The following is a 20,121-nucleotide window of genomic DNA, read 5'->3' on the forward strand; positions in this document are numbered from 1 at the left end:
TCAATAAAATTATTACACTATCATGGATAAAAATCGTGTATACGTCTTTGATACCACCTTGCGTGATGGAGAACAGGTTCCCGGCTGTCAGCTGACAACCGTTGAAAAAATTGAAGTAGCTAAAAAACTCGAAGCATTAGGCGTAGATATCATCGAAGCAGGTTTCCCGATTTCAAGTCCGGGCGACTTCCAGAGCGTGGTGGAAATTTCCAAAGCGGTTACAGAGCCCGTGATCTGCGCACTTACCCGTGCCAATAATAAAGATATCGACGCTGCCGCGGATGCCCTGCGCTTCGCAAAACGTAAGCGTATCCATACCGGTATCGGTTCTTCCGATATGCACATCAAATATAAATTCAACAGCACTCGCGACGAAATTTTACAACGTGCAGTAGCCGCTGTATCCTACGCCCGCAAGTTCACCGATGATGTGGAATTTTATGCAGAAGATGCCGGCCGCGCAGACAATGAATACCTGGCCCGCATGATCGAAGCCGTGATTGCAGCCGGTGCTACCACCGTGAACATCCCCGATACCAACGGTTACTGCCTGCCCGACCAGTATGGCGCAAAAATCAAGTACCTCGTAGACCACGTTTCCAATATCGATAAAGCGATCATCTCCGTTCACTGTCATAACGACCTCGGTTTAGCTACTGCCAATACCATTGCAGGTATTATCAACGGCGCCCGCCAGGTGGAATGTACCATCAATGGTATTGGTGAACGCGCCGGTAACACCTCGCTGGAAGAAGTGGCCATGATCCTGAAAACGCATCATGCGCTGGGTTATCACACCCAGATCAACTCAAAAGGAATCTACGAAATCAGTAATCTCGTGGAAACCATGATGCACATGCCGGTACAGCCCAACAAAGCCATTGTAGGCCGCAACGCATTTGCACACAGCTCCGGCATCCACCAGGATGGCGTACTGAAACACCGCGAAAACTACGAAATCCTGAACCCGGAAGATGTAGGGATCAACTCCAACTCCATTATCCTCACTGCCCGCAGCGGCCGTCATGCTCTGAAGCATCACCTGTCGCGCCTGGGATACAACCTGGAAAGAGTAAACATCGACGAAGTGTACCAACGCTTCCTGTTGATGGCGGATACCAAAAAAGAAATCAACGATGCCGATTTGCTGGAACTGATGGGCGACGGCGATGCCAAAACCTACGGCGACAATGCCATCAAGGTAACCTTACTGCAGGTGGTTTGCGGCGATCCGCTCCGCCCGATGGCTACCGTTAAACTGCGTATCAATGGCGAAGAAAAAGAAGCCAGTGCTGCCGGTAATGGCCCCGTTAATGCCACCATCAACGCTATCCACGATATTATTAAAGATGATATTGAGCTGGATGAATTTAATATTCAATCCATGCGCGGCGGCAGCGACGACGTGAGTAAAGTAAATATGCGCGTAAAACATAACGGCCAGTCGTACTACGGTTTCGGTATTTCCACCGATATCGTGAATGCCTCTGTGCATGCTTATGTAGATGCGTTGAACAAGATATATTAAATATAACAGCGAAGGGGAGCCCTTCCCCTTCGCTTTGTAACTTTTCCTCCGCCCCTTCGTTCTACAGGTGAAACATTTTCCCTGATGAGAACAATTACCCTACTCCTGACCATTTTATTTTTTGCCGGCTGCACCAAAGACGGGGACAATTGCTCCCAGTATGGATGGGCTGATATTGGCGGCGCGAAATACATGGGTAAATCCACTAACGATGCAAGGGGGCAGAATGGTGTTTTTTATGATGTAAGCTGCACTTTCCCTAATTCCTGTTACACTATTAACAAGATTGTGGAGGTAAGAGACAAAGACACCGTACTGCTAAAAGCGGAATACCTGTACAACACCTGCACTGTTTGCACCCAGGCATTCACTACACAAACCAAAACTTATTCTTTTGTACCTGCTGATAACGGCACCTACTATTTAAAGTGGCAGGGGATTCCCAACCGGGTGGATACCGTAACAATTCCATAATCTTAAAAGAAGATATCCATCAGCGGGTATTTTTTATAATCCGGCAGATAGAAGTGCCACCATTCTGTAGAACTTCCTTTAAAGCCATGTTGCTTCATGGTATCTCTTAACAACTTGCGGTTGGCCGCCATTGCCGGGTCCGGCGGGGTGTAGTTTTCATGCGCTTTTGTGGTAAAATCATCAAAGTCCGTAGGCATTGCCACGGGCTTATTTGTTTTCAGGTTTACCATACTGAGGTCTATTGCCACGCCGCGGTTGTGCCCCGATCCTTTGCGGGGATCTGCCGCATAGAGGTCGTTGGGTACTATTTTAAACATCGTTTCCGTTACATGATAAGGACGGTAGGCATCGTAAATGAGCAGGCCGTATCCTTTTTTGCGCAGGGCTTCCTGCACGGCTTTGAGGGCTTTCGCTGCCGGCAGCCGGAGATAAATATCGGTGCGGGTATAGAGTTGTTGTTTGGTGAAGTTATTGGTAGTGGCGTAACGCACATCTTTTTTAATACCCGGTATATACTTTTCCAGGTCAACGAGCAGCTGGTTGCTGTCCGCCTTTACCAGCTGATCATATTGCTGCCGGGTACTCAATACTGCGAGGCCGTATTTGTTAACTGGTATTTTCTGGGCGGATAGCTGACCGGAAATGGTCCACAGGAGCGCTGATAACAGTATTATTTTCATGTGCTTAAAATTGCGGAAAAAGCCCCGTATTTGGACCTGATTATTGAATTTTGCGAAAATTAGGCAAGAAAGTATGAAATACAGTGAAAATACAATTGCAATCACCTTATATTAATAGGTATTTTAGAACCCTTAAATTTTTAAACGATGGAACTGTTCAGATTAGATAATAAAGTGGCAGTTATCACAGGTGGTGGTAGCGGTATAGGACAGGCAATAGCGCAAACATTCGGGGCACAGGGCGCACAGGTGCATATCCTGGAGCTGAATGAGGAAGGCGGTAAAACCACGGCAGAGGAAATCAGGGCAGCAGATGGCCAGGCAACTGTGCATGCGTGCAACGTAGCCGACCAGGCAGCGGTGATCGCTGTAATGGATGGTATTGTGCAAGCGGCCGGTAAGCTGGATATCCTGGTGAACTGCGCGGGCATTGCTCATGTGGGTAACCTCGAAAATACGGCTGAACAGGACTTCGACAAGGTGTACCAGGTAAATGTAAAGGGCACCTACAACTGCATGTATGCAGTGATCAAACAAATGAAAGCACAGGGCGGCGGTGTGATCCTGAATGTGGCATCCATCGCTTCCAGTGTAGGTATACCGGACAGGCTGGCCTACTCGATGAGTAAAGGCGCGGTACTGACCATGACATTATCCGTGGCGAAAGATTACCTCGGCGCTAATATCCGTTGTAACTGTGTGTCGCCCGCAAGAGTACACACACCGTTTGTAGATGGATTTATTGCCAAGAACTACCCGGGCAGGGAAGCGGAAATGTTTGAGAAACTGAGTAAAACCCAACCGATCGGCCGCATGGCCAAGCCGGTGGAAGTAGGCAACCTGGCGTTATTCCTGTGTTCCGACGAAGCAGGCTTTATTACCGGAACCGACTACCCGATTGATGGCGGTTTTATCAGACTTAATAATTAATAATTAATGTGATGCGTGTTTTAAAGTGCGGACGATTACCCGTATCTTTCAAGTTATTCATTCATTAATTTTTAGTTATATCATGCAACATTTTCGAATAGGGCTGGCAATAGCAATAGCCGTATTATCTGCCTGTAATTCCGGTAATAACAAAGGCGCCGCCACCGGGGATTCCGCATCGGTGGTAAAGCCGGCCACACCGGATGGCACTGTGTCTGTTACTTTTTCTGATAAGGAAAAAGATACTTCGCTGATCACGATTAAAGTTCAGCTGAAAGAAGGCACAAAGGAAAAAACTTTTGAACAGGCGATCCTGAAAGGCGTGCCGGAATCAGACCTTTATAAAGTGTTGTGGAATGAACCCAACAGCTGTTATATCGGCGTTATGAAAGCGAATCATCAGCCACGTTATTACCATGCTTTTGTAGACAGTAAAAAAGACGTTAAAATATTATGGGCTGCCACGCCGCCTGAGCCTATCTGGGCGTATATGGAAGGTACGATGGGTCTTGGTAAGGTAACCGCCGGAGGCGAATTGTTGCAGCAATATAAAAAGAGCATCCAGTCGGGTAATATCCTGGCAGATTTTATCGCAGAGATCAAGCCGGATGCTTCGCCCGACAGCCTGGAGCTGTATGTGGAATTTGGCGGTCTTCGTAAAAGCATGTACATGCCTGTGCCCAGTGGCAGTAAAGGCGTGATCCAGCCAACAGGACAGGATGATCATGTGTATTTCTCTTTTGTAAAAGATGGTAAAGCAGAACCGGTGATTGACCTGCATGTGGAAAACGGAAGGTTACAGATTAAAACACTGAAAGAAATTAAGTAAGACTAATAAATAAATAATATCGATATGAAACTGATCAGGTTTGGTTTACCGGGAGAAGAAAAACCGGGTGTTGCAACCGCAGCGGGAATGTTTGACGTGAGTGCATTTGGTGAAGATTTTGGAGAGAAATTCTTTGAAACCAACGGGCTGGCGCGCTTATCCGAATGGTATGGAGCGCATGCAGCGGAGTGTCCACAGGTACCTGCCGGCACACGTTTGGGCTCGCCTATCCTTCGTCCTTCCAAAATTATCTGCATCGGTCTTAACTACGCAGATCACGCGCGGGAAACCAATGCAGCCATTCCTGCAGAACCTATCGTGTTCTTTAAAAGTACCAGTGCACTGGTAGGTCCAAACGACGACCTGGTGATTCCGCGCAACAGTCAGAAAACCGACTGGGAAGTGGAACTGGCAGTGGTGATTGGCAAAAAAGCCAGTTATGTGGAAGAAAAAGACGCTTTGGACTATGTAGCCGGTTACTGCCTGCATAACGACTACAGCGAAAGAGCTTTCCAGATTGAAAGAGGCGGACAGTGGGTAAAAGGAAAGAGCTGTGATACGTTTGCCCCATTAGGTCCGTGGCTGGCCACCAAAGATGAAATTGCCGATGTGAATAATCTTCGTTTATGGCTCACCGTTAACGGTCAGAAAATGCAGGATGGCAACACCTCCAATTTCATATTCAATGTAGCCTATGTAGTGGCTTACCTGAGCCAGTTTATGACCCTGCTTCCGGGAGATGTGATTTCTACCGGTACACCGGCTGGTGTGGGCCTGGGCATGAACCCGCAGGTATACCTCAAAGCAGGCGATGTGATTGAACTGGGCATTGATGGTTTGGGTACTTCCAAACAAACTGCTGTAGCGTATAAATAGTAATTATGAAAAGATATTGTCTGGCGCTGGATCTGGTAGATGATCCGCAGTTGATCAGCGAATATGAGGGGTATCACCGCAACGTATCCGCTGAAATAAAGAAGAGTATCACAGACGCAGGCATTACCGTAATGGATATTTACCGTGCCGGTAACCGCCTGTTTATGATCATGGAAGTGGATGATACTTTTTCCTTTGAACGTAAAGATGCGATGGACGCTGCCAACCCCGCCGTAAAGGTATGGGAACAGCTTATGTGGAAATACCAGCAGGCATTGCCGGTAGCAAAGGAAGGAGAGAAGTGGATTATTATGGACCAGATTTTTGCATTGTAAAGTATACCGGGCAACGGAAGTTCCGGCGCCCGGTATGCAAAAAATATTTACATGGTTATTGACGCACATCAGCATTTCTGGCAATACGATCCTGTCCGCGACGCATGGATCGATGAATCGATGGAAGCAATCCGTCGTGATTTTTACCCGGAAGACCTGGCCCCGGTGCTGGCCGAAAACGGTGTTCATGGCTGTGTAGCGGTACAGGCAGATCAGTCGGCAGATGAAACCGCCTTTTTACTGGCGCTGGCAGATAAGCATGATTTTATTAAAGGTGTGGTGGGCTGGACAGACCTCCGCGCTGAAAATATCGATGAACAACTGGCGCAATATGCCACGCATCCGAAGCTGAAAGGCTTCCGGCATATTGTACAGGGGGAACCGGATAACCGGTTTATTCTCGGTGAACATTTCTGCCGCGGTATCAAAGCGCTGGCGAAACATCAATTCACCTATGATATTCTCGTATATCCGAAACAGTTACCTGCGGTAGAAGAATTTGTACGGCAGTTCCCGGAGCAGCCGCTGATCATTGATCACCTGGCCAAGCCCGATATCAAAGCCGGTGAACTGGACGCATGGGCAGCACATATGCGCCGCATTGCACAGTCGCCGAATGTATATTGTAAACTGAGCGGCATGGTTACGGAAGCCGACTGGCAGCAGTGGGAACCGGCGCACTTCCGGCCTTTCCTGGAAGTAACGCTGGATGCCTTTGGCGCCAACAGGCTGGTGTATGGTTCCGACTGGCCCGTATGCCTCGTAGCCGCCAGGTACCATGAAGTGAAGGGAATCGTTACCGATTTCATCAGCACCTTATCAACAAGTGAACAAGAACAGATAATGGGAGGGAATGCCCGCTCATTTTATCATCTATAAAAAATAATATCATACATACTATGGATTTAGGATTACAGGAGAAAGTGATTATCGTTACCGGTGGTGCAAAAGGAATCGGGGAAGCTATTGCAAAGCTGATAACAGCTGAAGGCGGCATCGCTGTGATTGCCGGCCGGAGTACTGCTGATAATGAAAAAACAGTGAACGAAATTGTCGCAGTGGGCGGTAAAGCGATGGCCGTTACTGCAGAACTGGGTAAAGTGGAAGATTGTAAAAAAGTGATCTCTGAAACAATAGCAAAGTATGGTAAAATAGATGGCCTGGTAAACAATGCCGGCGCCAATGATGGCGTAGGACTGGAAAATGGCAGCCCGGAGCGGTTTATGCAGTCGTTGCAGAATAACTTATCGCACTACTACAACCTGGCGCATTTTGCATTGCCGTACCTGAAGGCCACCAAAGGGAATATTGTGAACATCGGATCTAAAGTAGCCGATACCGGCCAGGGCAACACCAGTGGTTATGCGGCCTCCAAAGGCGCTATCAATGCGCTTACCCGCGAATGGGCGGTGGAATTGCTGCCTTATTCCATCCGTGTAAATACGGTTATTCCTGCTGAAGTATGGACGCCGCTGTATGAAACCTGGATTAATTCGTTACCCAATCCAAAAGAAAAACTGGCGGCTATCACCGCTAACATTCCATTCGAAAAAAGAATGACCACGTCAACAGAAATTGCCAACAGCACCGTATTCCTGCTGTCACCACGTTCTTCTCATACAACCGGACAAATCGTATACGTAGATGGTGGTTACACTCATCTCGACAGATCCATCAGCTAAGGATAAAGAGCCAATACCGTTACCAATATTCAATCACCTGAAACATTAAATTCTTCGTTATGGCCGGAGGCGCAGTAAGTAATTCCACCTATACCACCAGTAAAGATACAGGCGCAAAGCCTGGCAACTACCTGTTCCCGCTGATCCTGGTTACCAGCCTGTTCTTCTTATGGGGACTGGCATACGGACTGCTGGACGTGTTGAACAAACATTTCCAGGAAGTATTGAGCATCACTACCAAACGTTCTACTTTATTACAGGGCGCTTATTTCGGCGCTTATTTCCTCATGGCATTACCGGCAGGTATGTTCATGAATAAATTCGGTTACAAGAAAGGAATTATCCTGGGCCTGCTGCTGTATGCTACGGGTGCTTTCCTGTTTTTCCCGGCAGCCGGTGCGCTGAGTTTTGATTTCTTCCTGCTGGCATTATTTATCCTCGCCTGCGGACTGGCCTGCCTGGAAACGGCTGCCAATCCATATGTAACGGTGTTGGGAGATCCGGCTACTTCTGAGCAACGATTAAATTTATCACAGTGCTTTAACGGACTGGGATCTTTCCTCGGGCCTATTATTGGCGGTAAACTGTTCTTTGGCAGCGGCACCGGAGATCTTACTACTGTAAAGCTCACTTACATTGTAATAGGCATAGTAGTGTTGCTGATAGCAGGGTTCTTCTACAGAACACCATTACCTGAAATTAAAGAGGACGAACAGGAAGGAGAACAGGTGATGGCAGATACCCGCCCGCTTTCTGCTCACCGTCATTTTGTGCTGGGAGTAATAGCGCAGTTCTTTTATGTGGCTGCGCAGGTTGGTGTGGGCGCGTTGTTTATCAATTATGTAACAGCCTACTGGCATGGTATTACTACTGAAAATGCTTCTTACCTGTTGTCTGTAGGGCTGGGATTGTTCATGGGCGGCCGATTTGTGGGTACTGCGCTAATGCGTAAAATAGCTCCCAATAAATTACTGGCGATTTATGCGCTTATCAATGTGGCGTTAAGCGCTTTTGTAATGACTGGTGACGGGGCTCCTGCTGTGTATGCGCTTATTGCTATTTTCTTCTTCATGTCTATCATGTTCCCAACCATTTTTGCATTGGGCGTAAAAGACCTGGGTGTACATACCAAACGCGGCGCTTCTTTCCAGGTAATGTCTATCGTAGGTGGAGCTTCTGTTCCTTACCTGATGGGTATTGTAACGGAATGGCAGTCGCTGGCCATTTCTTACGGCATTCCTACTTTCTGCTTTGTAGTGGTGTTTTTGTACGGCTGGAAAGGATATAAAAGAGTTTAGTCAGCTGATTTCTTTTTAATATTTAATCCGCAAAATCATTGTAACTTTCTTTAACAAAAGAGGATACCATGATTTTGCGGATTTTTGTTTCCTATGCTTGCTGGTTCCTGGTTGTAACCACGTTGTTTGCCGGGATGCCTGCTGATCCCGGGCCTGTACCTTCCCTGCAATTGTCGTTCACCCACGTTATGGGGCAGCAGCCGCTGGTAAGGAAACAGGTTACCTACACCAATGCTTCCGGAGAAGCTTTTACGGTCAGCCGTTTCCGTTATTTCCTCAGCAACTTTTCACTGGAGGCTGCCAATGGCAGCGTTGTTACTTTGCCGCCTGCTTATTTCCTGGTAGATGATGCGATAGACAGTTCAAAAAATATCCGGCTGGATAGTATTCCTGCCGGCGAATATAAAAGTATCCGTTTCCTGATCGGGGTAGATAGTATCCGTAATGTGAGTGGGGTGCAAACCGGCGCGCTGGCGGTGGAATCCGGTATGTTCTGGACCTGGAACAGCGGGTATATTATGGCGCAGATAGAAGGCCACTCCACAGCGGTGAACACGCCTATGCAGGAGTTCCTGTTTCATTGCGGTGGCTATAAATCGAAAGACGGTGTGCTGAAATATGTGACCCTGCCGCTTCCGCAGCCGCTGACAGTTTCGGCAGATAAGCAACCCCGTATTAATGTTACTGCCGATGTGGAAAAGTGGTTTTTACCCGATACCGTTAGTTTTAAAAAGATAACCGTGATTATGGCGCCGGGTGTAAAAGCAAGACAGGTAGCCGGTAACTATCAGCATATGTTTAACATAACAGGCATCTCTAATTAATCGCTGCGTGAATCATAGAGTGATATATATCGTTGGGGCGTTTTCCCTGTTGCTGGTGTTGGTACAGGCAGGTACAAAGAAGCGCGCGGTAAAAGGGCCGGAGCCCTTTTTATTGCAGCTGCCTGCGCATTTCCCGCGGCCGGTATATGACTTTACCCGTAACCCGCTCACCAAGCCGGGCGTGGCATTGGGCCGGTTTATGTTTTATGATTACCGCCTGTCGCAGGACAGCACGGTGTCCTGTGGGTTTTGTCACCAGCAGTTTGCGGCTTTCGGCCATTTTGATCACGCATTGGCGCATGGTGTGGCTGGTCAGCAGGGCATCCGCTCGGTACCGGTGTTGTTCAATATGATCTGGCAAAAGGCGTTTATGTGGGATGGTGGCGTGAATCATCTTGAAATACAGGCATTCACCCCGTTAACAGACCACAACGAAATGGCGGTAGACCTGAAAGAGCTGATGCAGAAAATGCAGACAGATCCCAAATACAGGGCGATGTTCAAAGCGGCTTTTGGTACGGAGGAAATCACCAGTGAGCGCATGTTCAAAGCATTCACGCAGTTTGTTGCCACGATGGTATCTGCCGGTTCCAAATACGACAGCGTAATGCTTAAATTACCCGGTGTTGCTTTCACTGCTGAAGAGAACGCAGGGTACACCGTTTTCCAGGAGAAGTGTGCGGCCTGTCATAAGGAGCCGTTGTTCACGGATCTTACCTACCGCAGTAATGGCTTGCCATATTTAGCGGCATTGAATGATGTGGGCAGAATGAAGATCACCGGGAGCACAGATGATAATCTTCGTTTTAAGGTGCCTTCCCTGCGTAATATTCTCAAAAGCGCCCCTTATATGCACGATGGGCGTTTCTTCGATATTTTCCAGGTTTTTGACTTCTACGACCACGGTGTGAAGGTAACTCCCACCACCGACCCATTGGTGAAACAGGGCATCCGGTTATCGGACCAGGAAAAGCGGCAGCTGTATTTCTTTCTGAATACGCTTACGGATTACTCCTTCCTCGGTAATGCTTCGCTTAGCGAGGTACGGATCGAGTAGGATCGCCTTCGGCGATGGTAAATTGTCTTGGAGCAGGATTACGCAGATTATACTGATTTTTTTGATTTAATTTTTGGGATTTTTATAAATGATTAAGGGAGATATAGGCGAATATTCGCTTTTATCTCCCTTAATCATTTAAAATCAAATATGATCAAATCCAATAAATCAGTATAATCTGCGTAATCCTGCTCCAAGACAATTTACCATCGCCGAAGGCGATCACTTTTTCCAGCAATCTTCCATATGATCATCCACCATACCGGTAGCCTGCATATAGGCGTAGCAGATAGTGGAACCTACAAATTTAAATCCCCGCTTCAGCAGATCCTTGCTCATGGCATCCGAGATGGCTGTTTTGGCAGGAACGCCCGCCATACCGCTGCGGTAATGGTTAACGATCGGTTTGTGGTTCACAAATGACCAGATGTATTTGTCAAAACTGCCAAATTCTTTTTGAACCGCGAGGTATGCCTTTGCATTCCCGATTACGGATTTTATTTTAAGACGGTTACGGATGATGCCTTCATTCTGCATCAGTTCCTCCACCTTTTCTTCATCGTATTTCGCTATTTTTTTAGCGTCCCAGTTATCAAAGGCTTTGCGGTAGTTCTCTCTTTTGGTAAGTACGGTATACCAGCTAAGACCAGCCTGCGCGCCTTCCAGGCATAACATTTCAAAGAGATGTTTATCCTCATGAGAGGGCGTACCCCATTCTTTGTCGTGATAGTCCTGGTAAAGCTTGTCTTTGTTAGACCAGTGGCATCTTACTTTTTCTATAGCTCCCATTCGCTGATGGTTTTATTTACCTGCAATTTATACTTTTCCAGGTCTTCAGCAGTTTGTTTAATGAAACTATTATCTTCCAGGCTACCTATTACTGCGTTCATTTCTTTTTCGCTTTCATAGGCCAGCTGGCGGAATGGATTTTTGTAATCTTTTTCCCTGGAGCGTTTAATTTGTGCGGTGATCCACTCCATCGTTACAACAGAATCATTCATCCATTGTGCGAGATCGGCGGTGGTCATGTTTTTCAGGGAGCTGTCTTTTATTTCCAGCAAGCAGGCTACGGCATGTTGTAATTTGTCGGCTGCATATTCGTTGCCTATTTCTTCATAGGCAGTATGCAGTTGCGGCCAGCTGCTGATTTTGTTTTTCCGGATTTTTGTTTTGAGCGTAGCTACTGTTTCTGCTTTCATCAGTTGTCCGCCGATGTTCTGCCAGTCGCCACGTTTGGCGGTTTTTACCGCCGCCTGTAAAGCAAGGAAAGACGGTTTGTCTGCTGCCAGGATATTTTTCACAGCGTATAATACCACCATTTCAATGAACAGGGGATAGGCCCGGTGTACTTTCAGGAGTTCTACTTCACGGGAGCTGTTTTCAAATCCTTTGGAGAGAATGGTGAGCTTTGCTACTTCTTCCGGGTTATTATTTAACAGGTCCTTTCCCTTTTTACGTATGTCCTTTTCCGTTAGTTCTTTCTTCGGTGCATTTTCCGGGAGGGCGTACCATGCTTTCCCGGTAGCAGTTTCCATGATGGCGAGTGCCTGGAATATTTCTTCTACTGAATCGGGCGCCAGGTAGTCGTATTCAATGAGTTGTTGTTTGTCGGTGCGTTTATCGCGGTCAACGTATTTCCAGGAGTTCCTGGCGATGGCGTACATATTGTACAGGAACCAGTAGCCGGGCATTATCTTCAGGCGGTTTTCGTGTTCATCATTTACCACCAGGCTGAATGGGATGGAGATATTCAGCTCCGACATATAATTGCCTTTGGAGATAAGTGTGAAGCTGGCGAAGCGGGAGTTATGTTTCAGGCTTACGCACAGGCCCGGCCAGAATCCTCTGCCGGCAATGATTTCACCATCGGCGCCGCGTGAGTTGTGATTGGAGCCGATAGTGGCGCCTGCCGCCATATTGCTCTGACCCATGATCAGCGCCGCACACAGGAACGAGTTGTTGTGGTGTTGTTCATGTGCCGGGAAGATGAGGGAGTTCAGTACTTCGCAGCAGGAGATGGTGGCGTTGTTACCGAGATAGGAGTTGATGAGCCGGGCGCCATATTTCAGCTGGGAGTGGGAGGCCATTACAAAACGAACCGCCTTCACGCCGTAGAATACGCGGCAGCCGTAGCCGATCACGCCATTTACCATTTCACAGCCTTCTCCTATTTGTGAAGAAGCTTCGCTGTTGCTGTTGATGGTAAGGTTTTTCAGTTTGTTGGCGCCTTTCAGGTATGCGTCGGTACCAATGGTCACATCTTTGATCATCTTACAGTTTTTAATTACTGTACGATCACCTACCATACCGTAGTAGCCGCGCCTTTTATCAAACTGTTTTTCTGTGAAGGACTTGAATTGCTGTTGCAGTTGTTCATCATCGCGGTAGCGTGTCCACAGGTAAGCATCTCCGGGGAGCATGCCATCAAAGGGCATCACACTTCTGCCACCGTTTTCGTTGCACAGTTCCATCCAGATGCGGCCACTTTCGCTTTCTCCTTCTTTCAGGATACCATTTCCAAATTTAGCATAGTCGGTAGTAGCCATTTCGTTTACGTTGGCTACAATCACTTCGTTGCCGAGGATATAATGCGATAAATAATTTACGTTGTGTACCACTACATTGTCGCCGAAATCGCAGGCGCAGATGGTACTGTTGTACAATCCTACCGGCATCCGCAGGTTATGGAACTCCAGGTAATAGGGTTCCAGTTTACCGATACGTACCATCCCGAAAAAGTGACAGTGTTGTACCAGTTGCGGATCAAATTCGTTGGAAACAAAAATAATATTCCAGTCGTCGGAGGTGTTATCATTGCGTACCAGCGATTCTATTTCGTGTGCGGTTAATTTCCTGTATTGGTCCTGCCTGCTCCATTGCTCATTGCGGAGGTAATATTCGTCTTTGCCTTTCGGTAACGTGGTTTCAATGAAATTGTACCCCAGATCGGAGAGGGGTCTTTTTTGGATCTTATTCATGAGGATACATCATTTGAGGAGAAATGACTATCTGGTTATTTTATTATGCGTGCAGCTAATAAAATAACCAGATGAGTATCTCCATTGTCTTTATTCTACTGTAACTGATTTCGCCAGGTTCCGGGGTTTGTCAACGTCCAGACCTTTGAGCACGCCTATATGATAAGCGAGCAGTTGTAACGGTACTACAGAGATGATGGGTGCAACCATTTCATCTGCCGCAGGCACAAAAATCACATCATCCGCCATTGGGGGAATGGTGTTGTCGCCTTCTGTTACTACTGCGATCACTTTACCTTTACGGGCTTTAATTTCCTGAATGTTAGACACTACTTTTTCGTAGTAGCTGTCTTTGGTGGCTACAATTACTACCGGCAGGTTTTCGTCTACCAGTGCAATGGGGCCATGTTTCATTTCCGCAGCAGGATAACCTTCCGCGTGGATGTAGGAAATTTCTTTCAGTTTGAGCGCTCCTTCCAGGGCAACGGGGAAGTTGTATCCGCGGCCCAGGTAGAGGAAATCACGTGCATCTTTATATTTGGCGGCAACCCGTTTGATCTGGTCATCCAGTTTCAGGGCCGTTGCTACTTTTTCAGGAACCTGTTCCAGTTCATCGAGCAGGTGCTGGAACCTTTGCGGAGTGATGGTGCCTTTATCGGCAGCCAGTTTTAAGCCTACCAGGCAAAGCACTGCCAGCTGGGCAGTAAACGCTTTGGTGCTGGCTACGCCAATTTCCGGACCTGCGTGCGTATAGGCGCCGGCGTGAGACAAGCGTGCAATAGAAGAACCTACCACGTTACAAACGCCGAGGATGATGGCGCCTTTTTCTTTGGCGCTTTCAATGGCTACCAGGGTATCAGCCGTTTCACCGGATTGTGATACGGCAATGATTACATCGCCGGGGCCCACTACCGGGTTGCGGTAACGGAACTCGGAAGCGTATTCCACTTCCACCGGGATGCGGCATAACTCTTCAATCATGTATTCGGCTACCAGGCCGGCGTGCCAGGAGGTTCCGCAGGCTACGATGATGATGCGTTTGGCATTGCTGAGTACATCGGCATATTCGCGCATACCGCCCATGGTGAGCGTACCTTTTTTCGCATCTAAACGGCCACGTAAGCTATCAAAGATAGTTTGCGGCTGTTCAAAGATTTCCTTCAGCATGAAGTGATCATAGCCTCCTTTTTCGATGGCGGCCAGTTCAATATCCAGCTTCTGAATGTAAGGCGTTTGCCTTTCGTTGGAAATGTTTTTCAGGATCAGTTCATCTGCTTTGATGATGGCAATTTCATAATCATTTACATACACTACTTCTTTTGTGTATTCAATGATCGGAGAGGCATCAGAAGCCAGGAAGTGTTCGCCCTTGCCAACGCCTATTACCAGCGGGCTTCCCTTACGGGCGGCAATGAGGGTATCCGGATTTTCTTCATCAATGAGTACAATCACATAAGCGCCTACTACTCTTTTTAAAGCAATGCGCAGGGCTTCTTCCAGTGAACACTGGTTTTGTTTTTTGATTTCCTCAATGAAGTGAAGGAGTACTTCTGTATCGGTATCACTATGAAAAACATGGCCCTGGTTGACGAGCTCCTGTTTCAGCTGTACATAGTTTTCAATGATGCCATTGTGGATCATGGCCAGTTTACCATCGCCGGATAAATGCGGGTGCGCATTGCGGTCGCAGGGTTCACCGTGGGTAGCCCAACGGGTATGCCCGATGGCAATATGACTCCGCAGGTCTTTTCCCTCTACGAATGCTTCGAGGGCGGCTACTTTGTCTTTTTTCTTGTATACCTGTAACCCGTTATTGATCAGGGCTACACCCGCGCTGTCGTATCCGCGGTATTCCAGTCTTTTGAGGCCTTTTAATACTACCGGGTAGGCTTCTCTCTGCCCGATATAAGCTACGATTCCACACATAAGGTTTTTGGATTTGTGCTAGGTTTTATCATTGCAATATCGCATTAAATGTTAAAATCACATCAGAAAATGTGAATATTGTTTAAGTAAAGATATGGTCAGCATGCATTCTACAATGGTCCTAATGTAAAATGAAAAAGGGAATACGGGAACGATCCTGGCGAATATTAAGATTCCTTAACATTAGCCTGCATCATTCACTGTATCCCCTTTTTATAATTTTTTTATTATGACGGAACTAAATAAAAAAATTTAAAATGCAATCATCTCTTCAAGAGCGTACTCTCGAAGAGCAAAAGTATTCTTTTATATTCATCTGTCCAGCTGCTGGGCGTAGTAAATCCATGATCTTCCACGGGATACACAGCCAGCTCCCAGTTATTCTTCCCTAATTCAATCAGTCGCTGCGACAGCCGCACAATATCCTGGAAATGCACATTGGTATCAACCATGCCATGACACATCAGCAGTTTGCCTTTCAGTCCATCTGCAAAATAGATAGGGGAAGACCTGCGGTAAGCAATACTGTCAGTGAATGGTTCATTCAATATATTGCTGGTGTAGCCATGATTGTAATGCGCCCAGTCCGTTACAGACCTCAGCGCAGCGCCGGATGCAAACACATCTGGCTGGGTGAACAAGGCCATCAGCGTCATAAAGCCGCCATAGCTGCCTCCGTATATACCAATACGACGGGCGTCCACCTGCAATTTTTCTGCCAGATATTTTGCGCCGTCTACTTCATCATCCAGATCCTTGCCGCCCATGTAACGGTAAATGCCTGTACGCCAGTTGCGGCCATAGCCGGCGCTGCCACGGTAATCCATGTCCAGTACAGTATATCCTTTATCGGTGAGCAGGTTGTGGAACATGTATTCCCTGAAATAGGAACTCCACCACTTATGTGCATTTTGCAGGTAGCCGGCGCCATGCACAAAGATCACCGCTGCGCCGTTGTTTTTTGCAGGATCGGGTGTGTATAAGCGGGCATATACCGGCTGATTGTCACGCGCGGTAAAAGTAATCACTTGCGGATCGCGCCAGTTGTACGATTTAAATTCATCAGACTGCGCCAGGTTCGTTACCTGTACTGCTTTTGCGCCCGGTGTGTTGGGCTGCACATACAATTCCCACGGCTTGTTGGAATAGGAATAACGGAACGCAATCCATTTGCCATCGGGAGAAACGGTTACTTCATTGGCACCGGGGAGAGTCGTGATCCGCTCGGCCTTACCACCGGAAACGGCTATACGATAAAATTGCTTTTCACCGGGGTGTACTTCATTGGTGGTGATGTAAAAATATTTTTTATCGGGAGATAGTTGTGCTTCCTGTACTTCATAGTTGCCACTGGTGAGTGGTTTGATGCTGCCATCGTTTACATTGGCGGTATACAGATGTGAATAACCGGTGGCTTCCGACTGGAACCAGCACGTGTTTTCATCTATCCAGCCGATGTTGCTGCCACCCATGCTCCAGCCGATGCCGGGGCCGCCTATCCAGGCTTCGTCGCGCTGGCGGTTCAGTGTTTTCACGGTACCGTTTTCGGTGTTGAGCAGTACAATCCAGCGGTCTTTGTTATCCTGTGAACGGATGTCGGCAATGGCGTGTGTGCCTTGCTCCGACCAGTACGGACCGTTCACGATTACTTCCCTTACTTTGGGCGTGTCTTTTTTCGTGTAGTCTTTTACGTAATCGGGTTGGTCTTTGATGCCGGTGAGATCAGTAGTTTTAATAGGTAACACCGTATCACGTTCCCGGTCGTAGATAAAGCTTTCGAAGCTGCCTTGCGGGGCGCCTACTTTGTCGCGGGCGGCAATATCAGTAGTGAAACCGGTGGCGGTTACAAATTCAGGAACGATGGTGTTGCGGGCATCGGTAGGCGCTGTGAAGAGGCTATAGGTAACGAAACGCCCGTTGGGACTGATTTGCAGCTCCCTTAATCTTTTGTTTTGCAGGTACAGGGATCGTAATGGTTTGGGCTCGTAAGCTTTATCGAATGCCTCGGCGGCGTCTTTCTTTGTTTTTTTATCACGGATTACCTGTAACAGTTCCAGTTGCTGTGCTTTGAGGAACTTTTCTTCTGCGTTACCGGTTTTACTTTCGTCTTTTTCGGCGGGCTTGCTGCCTGCTTCAAAGCTGGTAAGCTGACTGATTAAACCGGAGGCTTTGTCCCATCCGTACAGGTCGCGGTTTTGCTGAAACACCACCTGTTTACCACCGAAACTGAAAACCGGGTTAAACTCAACGGCTTTGGTATTGGTGATGCGGGTGGTTTTCCCGTTTTTTATCTCCAGTAAATAAATATCACCTTCATAGGAATAAGCAAGTAACGATTTATCCGTATTCCAGGTACCGCCGGCTTTGGCGTTGATAAGCGAACGTTCTCCGGCAGCAGTAATACGGGGCGTATTGTTTTTAACGCCGGCATAGTAAAGGGAGTCGCTTAGTTGTTTGTCGGGGTTCCAGCTGAAATAAACGGTCTGGTTGTCGGTGCCCCAGAAAACGTTATCAGGAGAAGTTCCTATCCATTTGGGATCGCGCATGATCTTTTCTACCGTGAGCGGCACTGCCTGTTGGGCACTGATGCGATTGGCTGATAAAAAAATAATGGCGGGTATAACCCATTTTCTCATAGCGGTTCATTATTTTGTTGGGGAATAAATGTAATGGTTTAATCATAAATTGCCGTAAGTTTTGGATGGACGTAACGCGGTCATCTGCCTTAAATCCGCACTATGCGCATATTACCAATACTTCTTTCCCTCCTGTTCTTTATGGCTTGTAAGCCTAAACATCCCGTCCGGCAACCGGTACCGGTATCTGAAGACACTACTTTTTTAACAGGCACCTTTTACGTGATCAGGCATGCAGAAAGAAACCCGGGGCCGGATTCTACTTTGACCGTTGCCGGCCAGGAAAGGGCAGGGGCTTTATACCGGCTGCTAAAGGATTCCGGCCTGAATAAAATTTACTTTACACCTTATAAAAGAACGGTGGCCACCGCCGATAGTTTGCGTATGCACCTGCGCATAGATACCTGTTTTTATGCGGCAGATACCAGCGGGGAATCCTTTATTTACCAGGTTACCCGGCATGGCGACTGGGGAAAGCGTTTGCTTGTGATCGGGCATTCCAATACCGTAATCCCTATTTTGCATAGCCTGAAAGCTAAGGCACATACAGATTCTATCGGGGAGAACGAATACGACCGGTTGTTTATAGTGCGGAAAACAAGGGAAGGAACGGAGCTTAAAGAGATTTGTTATTAGCGGAGGAAAAGGCTTTCCCCCGCTATCGTTGTGTATTAGAGCAGGATGCCTTTCATGAGTGTATACGCTACGGTGAAGTAGATCAGCAATCCGGTTACATCCACGAGGGTAGCCACAAAAGGCGCGGAAGACGTGGCCGGATCGGCGCCGCACTTCTTCAGTACCAGTGGCAGCATAGAACCGGAGAGGGTGCCCCACAATACCACGCCTACGAGGGAAATGCCTACAGTAGCGCCTATCAGCACGGTGTGTGCGCCATAAGTATTAAACAACGTGTTCCAGAGTAAAATACGCAGGAAGCCGATGGCGCCCAGCGCGCCACCCAGCAGCAGGCCGGAAAGGATTTCGCGGCGCATTACACGCCACCAGTCGCCCACACTGATTTCACCCAGGGCCATTGCCTGTATGATAAGCGTAGATGCCTGTGAGCCGCTGTTACCACCACTGGAAATGATGAGTGGTACAAACAGCGCCAGTACTACGGCCTTTGCAATCTCATCTTCAAAAAATCCCATTGCGGTAGCGGTGAGCATTTCACCGATAAACAATACTACCAGCCAGCCTACCCGTTTTTTTACCAGTTTGAGCAGGGGCATATCGAGATAGGGCTCGTCCAGGGCTTCGGTACCACCAATCTTCTGGATATCCTCTGTATGTTCTTCATTGGCGATCCATAACATATCATCGATGGTCACAATGCCCAGCAGAACACCCTGGTCGTCTACCACGGGTAAGGCTACCCTGTTTTCCATCCGGAAAACCTGGATGGCCTCTTCCTGGTTATCGTTGGCGTGGAGCGATACAAAGCGGTCGTCCATGAGGGTATGCACTACCGTTTCGGGCGATACGAGCAGGAACTCGCGGATCCGGAAGTCATCCAGCAGCTGGCCTTTTTCATCGATTACATAAATAACGTCGATGGTTTCACTGTCTTTGCCATGTTCCCGGATATAGTCCAGTACTTCCTTCACGGTCCATTCTTCCCTGACGGCAATGTAGTCGGGCGTCATGATACGGCCCACACTGTTCTCCTTGTAGCCGAGGAGGGAGAGGGTAATGCGCCGTTCTTCGGGGTCGAGCAGTTTGATCAGTTCTTTTACCGCTTCGCTGGGAAGCTCTTCCAGGAAGGCGGTACGGTCATCCGCCGGCAGCTCATTCATGAGCTCTGCTATTTTCGCGGGCGATAAAGTGCGTATTACATCTTCCTGTAAAGGAAAGTCCAGGATACGGAAAGCCGCTGCCGCTCTGCCGATCGACAGGTGATTGATGATTATTCCGGCATCTTCGGGGTCCTCGTGAATCAGTTCGGCTATATCCGTTATCAGCTGGTCGTCCAGGTATACTGACAGTTCGCGGTAGTTTCTTTCTTTTGTCAGTGTCTGGAATTTTTCCAGTAAAGCTTCATTTTCCATACAATTGCCTCTATCTGCGA

At 47.8% G+C, this 20,121-nt stretch carries 18 protein-coding genes; 12 read left to right on the forward strand and 6 right to left on the reverse strand.

The window, feature by feature from the left end; translation table 11 throughout:
• Positions 1-22 precede the first annotated feature (22 nt).
• Positions 23-1,528, forward strand: coding sequence for a 2-isopropylmalate synthase (locus PV783_RS09670; RefSeq protein ID WP_079468953.1), 1,506 nt, complete (start codon positions 23-25; stop codon positions 1,526-1,528).
• Between the two features lie 84 nt (positions 1,529-1,612).
• Positions 1,613-2,002 (forward strand): hypothetical protein, encoded by a 390-nt coding sequence (locus tag PV783_RS09675; protein ID WP_336387189.1) that lies wholly within the window; start codon positions 1,613-1,615, stop codon positions 2,000-2,002.
• A gap of 2 nt (positions 2,003-2,004) precedes the next feature.
• Here PV783_RS09675 and PV783_RS09680 read toward each other — a convergent pair whose 3' ends face one another.
• Positions 2,005-2,682 (reverse strand): M15 family metallopeptidase, encoded by a 678-nt coding sequence (locus PV783_RS09680; protein WP_111579475.1) that lies wholly within the window; start codon positions 2,680-2,682, stop codon positions 2,005-2,007.
• Positions 2,683-2,829: 147 nt separating this feature from the next.
• On the opposite strand from PV783_RS09680, the gene PV783_RS09685 reads away from it, so the two are divergent.
• The 9 genes from PV783_RS09685 to PV783_RS09725 all read left to right on the forward strand — a co-directional run bounded on the left by PV783_RS09685 (position 2,830) and on the right by PV783_RS09725 (position 10,513).
• The gene (locus tag PV783_RS09685; RefSeq protein WP_420987847.1) at positions 2,830-3,612 is read left to right on the forward strand and encodes an SDR family NAD(P)-dependent oxidoreductase; all 783 of its coding nucleotides are present in this window, start codon (positions 2,830-2,832) and stop codon (positions 3,610-3,612) included.
• A gap of 82 nt (positions 3,613-3,694) precedes the next feature.
• Positions 3,695-4,441, forward strand: a complete 747-nt coding sequence (locus PV783_RS09690) for a hypothetical protein (RefSeq protein WP_420987848.1) — start codon at positions 3,695-3,697, stop codon at positions 4,439-4,441.
• 24 nt (positions 4,442-4,465) lie between these two features.
• On the forward strand, positions 4,466-5,317 hold the full coding sequence (locus tag PV783_RS09695) for a fumarylacetoacetate hydrolase family protein (protein WP_420987849.1): 852 nt from the start codon (positions 4,466-4,468) through the stop codon (positions 5,315-5,317).
• A 5-nt stretch (positions 5,318-5,322) separates the two neighbouring features.
• Positions 5,323-5,652, forward strand: coding sequence for an L-rhamnose mutarotase (locus tag PV783_RS09700; protein ID WP_079468948.1), 330 nt, complete (start codon positions 5,323-5,325; stop codon positions 5,650-5,652).
• A gap of 51 nt (positions 5,653-5,703) precedes the next feature.
• A complete protein-coding gene (locus tag PV783_RS09705) occupies positions 5,704-6,531 on the forward strand; it encodes an amidohydrolase family protein (RefSeq protein ID WP_079468947.1) in 828 nt (275 codons plus the stop codon).
• 20 nt (positions 6,532-6,551) lie between these two features.
• Complete coding sequence (locus tag PV783_RS09710) at positions 6,552-7,334, forward strand: SDR family oxidoreductase (RefSeq protein WP_420987850.1); 783 nt, start codon at positions 6,552-6,554, stop codon at positions 7,332-7,334.
• 59 nt (positions 7,335-7,393) lie between these two features.
• Entirely contained in the window at positions 7,394-8,632 is a 1,239-nt protein-coding gene (locus PV783_RS09715; RefSeq protein WP_111579477.1) for a sugar MFS transporter, read from the forward strand.
• 68 nt (positions 8,633-8,700) lie between these two features.
• Positions 8,701-9,456, forward strand: a complete 756-nt coding sequence (locus tag PV783_RS09720; RefSeq protein ID WP_420987851.1) for an MbnP family protein — start codon at positions 8,701-8,703, stop codon at positions 9,454-9,456.
• Positions 9,457-9,463: 7 nt separating this feature from the next.
• A complete protein-coding gene (locus tag PV783_RS09725) occupies positions 9,464-10,513 on the forward strand; it encodes a cytochrome-c peroxidase (RefSeq protein ID WP_420987852.1) in 1,050 nt (349 codons plus the stop codon).
• A gap of 222 nt (positions 10,514-10,735) precedes the next feature.
• Here the strand turns inward: PV783_RS09725 and PV783_RS09730 are convergent, their stop codons facing one another.
• The 4 genes from PV783_RS09730 to PV783_RS09745 form a co-directional block, all read right to left on the reverse strand.
• Complete coding sequence (locus tag PV783_RS09730; protein ID WP_420987853.1) at positions 10,736-11,302, reverse strand: DNA-3-methyladenine glycosylase I; 567 nt, start codon at positions 11,300-11,302, stop codon at positions 10,736-10,738.
• On the reverse strand, positions 11,290-13,491 hold the full coding sequence (locus PV783_RS09735) for a DUF4954 family protein (protein WP_079468941.1): 2,202 nt from the start codon (positions 13,489-13,491) through the stop codon (positions 11,290-11,292). Before PV783_RS09735 ends, PV783_RS09730 begins: the two co-directional genes overlap by 13 nt.
• Before the next feature lie 90 nt (positions 13,492-13,581).
• Positions 13,582-15,417 carry a glutamine--fructose-6-phosphate transaminase (isomerizing) gene (glmS, locus tag PV783_RS09740; RefSeq protein WP_079468940.1) on the reverse strand — a complete coding sequence of 612 codons (1,836 nt, stop codon included), beginning with the start codon at positions 15,415-15,417 and terminating at the stop codon, positions 13,582-13,584.
• Between the two features lie 263 nt (positions 15,418-15,680).
• The gene (locus PV783_RS09745; RefSeq protein ID WP_420987854.1) at positions 15,681-18,053 is read right to left on the reverse strand and encodes a prolyl oligopeptidase family serine peptidase; all 2,373 of its coding nucleotides are present in this window, start codon (positions 18,051-18,053) and stop codon (positions 15,681-15,683) included.
• A 102-nt stretch (positions 18,054-18,155) separates the two neighbouring features.
• Between PV783_RS09745 and PV783_RS09750 the strand changes: the two genes are divergently transcribed.
• Complete coding sequence (locus tag PV783_RS09750; RefSeq protein ID WP_420987855.1) at positions 18,156-18,689, forward strand: histidine phosphatase family protein; 534 nt, start codon at positions 18,156-18,158, stop codon at positions 18,687-18,689.
• Between the two features lie 35 nt (positions 18,690-18,724).
• Here the strand turns inward: PV783_RS09750 and mgtE are convergent, their stop codons facing one another.
• Positions 18,725-20,101, reverse strand: coding sequence for a magnesium transporter (mgtE, locus tag PV783_RS09755; RefSeq protein ID WP_079468937.1), 1,377 nt, complete (start codon positions 20,099-20,101; stop codon positions 18,725-18,727).
• Positions 20,102-20,121 lie beyond the last annotated feature (20 nt).

It is taken from the genome of Chitinophaga sp. CC14 (assembly GCF_048957795.1).
GTDB classification, from domain to species: Bacteria; Bacteroidota; Bacteroidia; order Chitinophagales; family Chitinophagaceae; genus Chitinophaga; species Chitinophaga ginsengisegetis.

Excerpts from the sequence above, each read along its gene's own strand:
- PV783_RS09670 (WP_079468953.1), top strand. The coding sequence starts at position 23 with ATGGATAAAAATCGTGTATACGTCTTTGATACCACCTTGCGTGATGGA.
- PV783_RS09675 (WP_336387189.1), top strand. The coding sequence starts at position 1,613 with ATGAGAACAATTACCCTACTCCTGACCATTTTATTTTTTGCCGGCTGC.
- PV783_RS09680 (WP_111579475.1), bottom strand. The coding sequence starts at position 2,682 with ATGAAAATAATACTGTTATCAGCGCTCCTGTGGACCATTTCCGGTCAG.
- PV783_RS09685 (WP_420987847.1), top strand. The coding sequence starts at position 2,830 with ATGGAACTGTTCAGATTAGATAATAAAGTGGCAGTTATCACAGGTGGT.
- PV783_RS09690 (WP_420987848.1), top strand. The coding sequence starts at position 3,695 with ATGCAACATTTTCGAATAGGGCTGGCAATAGCAATAGCCGTATTATCT.
- PV783_RS09695 (WP_420987849.1), top strand. The coding sequence starts at position 4,466 with ATGAAACTGATCAGGTTTGGTTTACCGGGAGAAGAAAAACCGGGTGTT.
- PV783_RS09700 (WP_079468948.1), top strand. The coding sequence starts at position 5,323 with ATGAAAAGATATTGTCTGGCGCTGGATCTGGTAGATGATCCGCAGTTG.
- PV783_RS09705 (WP_079468947.1), top strand. The coding sequence starts at position 5,704 with ATGGTTATTGACGCACATCAGCATTTCTGGCAATACGATCCTGTCCGC.
- PV783_RS09710 (WP_420987850.1), top strand. The coding sequence starts at position 6,552 with ATGGATTTAGGATTACAGGAGAAAGTGATTATCGTTACCGGTGGTGCA.
- PV783_RS09715 (WP_111579477.1), top strand. The coding sequence starts at position 7,394 with ATGGCCGGAGGCGCAGTAAGTAATTCCACCTATACCACCAGTAAAGAT.
- PV783_RS09720 (WP_420987851.1), top strand. The coding sequence starts at position 8,701 with ATGATTTTGCGGATTTTTGTTTCCTATGCTTGCTGGTTCCTGGTTGTA.
- PV783_RS09730 (WP_420987853.1), bottom strand. The coding sequence starts at position 11,302 with ATGGGAGCTATAGAAAAAGTAAGATGCCACTGGTCTAACAAAGACAAG.
- PV783_RS09735 (WP_079468941.1), bottom strand. The coding sequence starts at position 13,491 with ATGAATAAGATCCAAAAAAGACCCCTCTCCGATCTGGGGTACAATTTC.
- glmS (WP_079468940.1), bottom strand. The coding sequence starts at position 15,417 with ATGTGTGGAATCGTAGCTTATATCGGGCAGAGAGAAGCCTACCCGGTA.
- PV783_RS09745 (WP_420987854.1), bottom strand. The coding sequence starts at position 18,053 with ATGAGAAAATGGGTTATACCCGCCATTATTTTTTTATCAGCCAATCGC.
- PV783_RS09750 (WP_420987855.1), top strand. The coding sequence starts at position 18,156 with ATGCGCATATTACCAATACTTCTTTCCCTCCTGTTCTTTATGGCTTGT.
- mgtE (WP_079468937.1), bottom strand. The coding sequence starts at position 20,101 with ATGGAAAATGAAGCTTTACTGGAAAAATTCCAGACACTGACAAAAGAA.